At 74.6% G+C, this 2803-nt stretch carries 1 protein-coding gene; it reads left to right on the plus strand.

All coding sequences use genetic code 11. From position 1 onward, the window contains the following. A partial coding sequence (locus tag ACIQOV_RS35900) for an SDR family NAD(P)-dependent oxidoreductase (protein WP_401055013.1) occupies window positions 1-2803 on the plus strand: 2803 nt, incomplete at both ends.

The raw sequence follows: 2803 nt of genomic DNA on the forward strand, positions 1-2803 counted from the left end.
CGCCCGCCGCCTGCCCGTCGACTACGCCGCCCACTCCGTCCAGGTCGAGGCGATCCGCGAGCACCTGCTCACCGACCTCGCCGACATCACGCCCCGCCCGGCGGCGATCCCGTTCTACTCCACGGTCACCGGCGAGCCGGTCGACACCTCCGCCCTCGACGCCGACTACTGGTACCGCAACCTCCGCGAACCCGTCCTGTTCGACCTGACCACCCGGCTGCTGCTCGACCACGGCCACACCGTCTTCGTCGAGGTCAGCCCGCACCCCGTACTGGTGCCGGTGATGGACGGCGTTGTGACCGGCACGCTGCGCCGCGGCAGCGGCAGGCAGGAATTCCACCTCGCCCTGGCGCGCCTGCACACGCAAGGCGTGGCCGTCGACTGGACGCCGGTCCTCCCCGGTGAGCCCCACCATGTCCCGCTGCCGACGTACGCCTTCCAGCACCGGCCGTACTGGTTGAACCCCGCCGCCCCGAAGGGCGACGTGTCGGCGGCGGGACTGGACTCGGCCGGGCACCCGCTGCTCGGGGCCGTCGTCGAACTGGCCGGGGACCAGAGCGTCCTGCTCACGGGGCGGCTCTCGACGGCTACCCGCCCATGGCTGGCCGACCACGTCGTCCTGGGCTCCGTGCTGCTGCCCGGCACCGTGTTCGTCGAACTCGCCCTGCACGCCGGACGGCAGACCGGCTGCGACGTCCTGGACGAACTGGTGCTGGAAGCCCCCATGATCCTGCCGGACGACGGTTCCGTGCCGGTCCAGGTCGTCGTCGGCGCACCGGACGGGACGGGCCGACGCCCCGTCACCGTGCACTCCCGGACGGGCGGCACCTGGCTGCGGCACGCCACCGGCATGCTGGCGACCGGCGGCCGCCCCCACCCGTACGACACCGGCGAGCCCTGGCAGCCGGCCGGTGAGCCCGTCGACCTGACCGACTTCTACGACACCCTCGCCGCCCAGGGCTACGAGTACGGGCCGGTGTTCGCGGGCGTACGCGAGATCCGGCGGCAGGGCGACGAGCTCTATGCCGAGGTGGCGCTGCCCGCCGACACCCGCGACCGATTCGGTCTCCACCCCGCGCTGCTCGACGCCGCGCTCCAGCCGCTGACCCTGCTGGCGGCCGGCCGCCTGCCGTTCTCCTTCGCCGGGGTGTCGATGCGGAAAGCCGGCTCCACGGCCCGGGTCCGCCTCACACCCACCGGCCCCGACACCTTCCGGGTCGCGCTCGCCGACGAATCCGGGCCGCTGGCGGTGATCGACGCGCTGACCGTGCGCCACCGGCCGCCGGGCATGCCGGTCGCCGGGACCGACCAGCTCTTCCGCCTCGACTGGGTGCCCGTCGAGAGCACCGGCGAACCCCCGGCCGTCCACCACGTCACGCCCCCGGCGGGAGACCCCGTGGCGGCCGCGCACACCGTCGCCGCCGAGACGCTGGGCGTGCTCCAGGACTTCCTGCGCGACGGGGACGGCCGGCTGGCCGTCGTGACCCGCGGGGCGGTCGGGCCGGACCCCGTCGACCTGCCGTCCAGCGTCGTCTGGGGCCTGGTCCGCGCGGCCCAGGCGGAACACCCCGACCGGTTCGTGCTCGTCGACACCGACGACCGCGTCCTCGTCGCGGGGGACGAACCGCAGCTCGTCGTCCGCGACGGCGCCGCCCACGCCGCCCGCCTGGTACGGGCCGAAGCGGCCCCGGCACCCGGCCCGCTCGACCCGAACGGCACCGTGCTGATCACCGGAGGCACCGGAACACTGGGCCGCCTCGTCGCCCGGCACCTGCGCGACCGGCACGGCATCCGGCACCTGCTCCTGCTCAGCAGGACCGCGGCGGAGGTGGACTTCGACGCCGAGGTGGTGGCCTGCGACGTGGCCGACCGGGACGCGCTGGCGGCCGTACTGGACTCGATCCCGGCCGCGCACCCGCTGACCGCGGTCGTGCACGCGGCCGGTGTGCTCGACGACGGCGTCGTCGAATCCCTCACGCCCGGCCGGATCGACCAGGTACTGCGGCCCAAGGCCGACGCCGCCTGGCACCTGCACGAGCTGACGAAAGACCTCGGCCTGAGCGCGTTCGTGCTCTTCTCGTCGGCCGCCGGTGTGCTGGGCGGTCCGGGCCAGGCGAACTATGCCGCCGCGAACGCCTTCCTGGACGCCCTCGCCGTGCACCGGCGTGCCCTGGGCCTGCCAGGCGTGTCGCTGGCCTGGGGACAATGGGCCGAGGCCAGCGGGCTGACCGAACACCTCACCGACACCGACCGCAAGCGCCTCGCCCGCGCCGGCGTGCTGCCGATGCCCACGAACCAGGCGCTGGCACTGTTCGACCTGGCCCTGGGCGCCGCCGATCCCGCGCTGGTCCCCGCACACCTCGACCTGTCGGCGGCGTCCACCCGCCCGCTGCTCGGCCGCCTCACCCGTACCAGGCCCGCCCGGCGCACGGACCGGCCGGGCCTGGGCAGGGAACTGGCGGCCCTGCCCGAGACCGAGCAGCACAGCCGCGTCCTGGAACTGGTCACCGGCCAGACGGCCGCGGTCCTCGGCCACACCGACACCGCGGCCGTCAGCGCCGAGCGGGCCTTCAAGGACCTGGGCTTCGATTCGCTCACCGCAGTGGAACTGCGCAACCGCCTGTCCGCGGTCGCCGGGGTACGGCTGCCCGCGACGATGGTCTTCGACCACCCGACCCCCGACGCGCTGGCCGGCCACCTGCGGGACCTCCTGGTCGGCGCCCGGCGCCAGGCCCCTGCCTCCCCTCCGGTGAAGTCGGCACCGAACGCCAGGACGAGAAGGAACGCTTCATGGCGGAATTCC

Origin of the sequence: Kitasatospora sp. NPDC091257, from assembly GCF_044757675.1 — a bacterium.
Classification (GTDB): domain Bacteria; phylum Actinomycetota; class Actinomycetes; order Streptomycetales; family Streptomycetaceae; genus Kitasatospora; species Kitasatospora lactacystinica.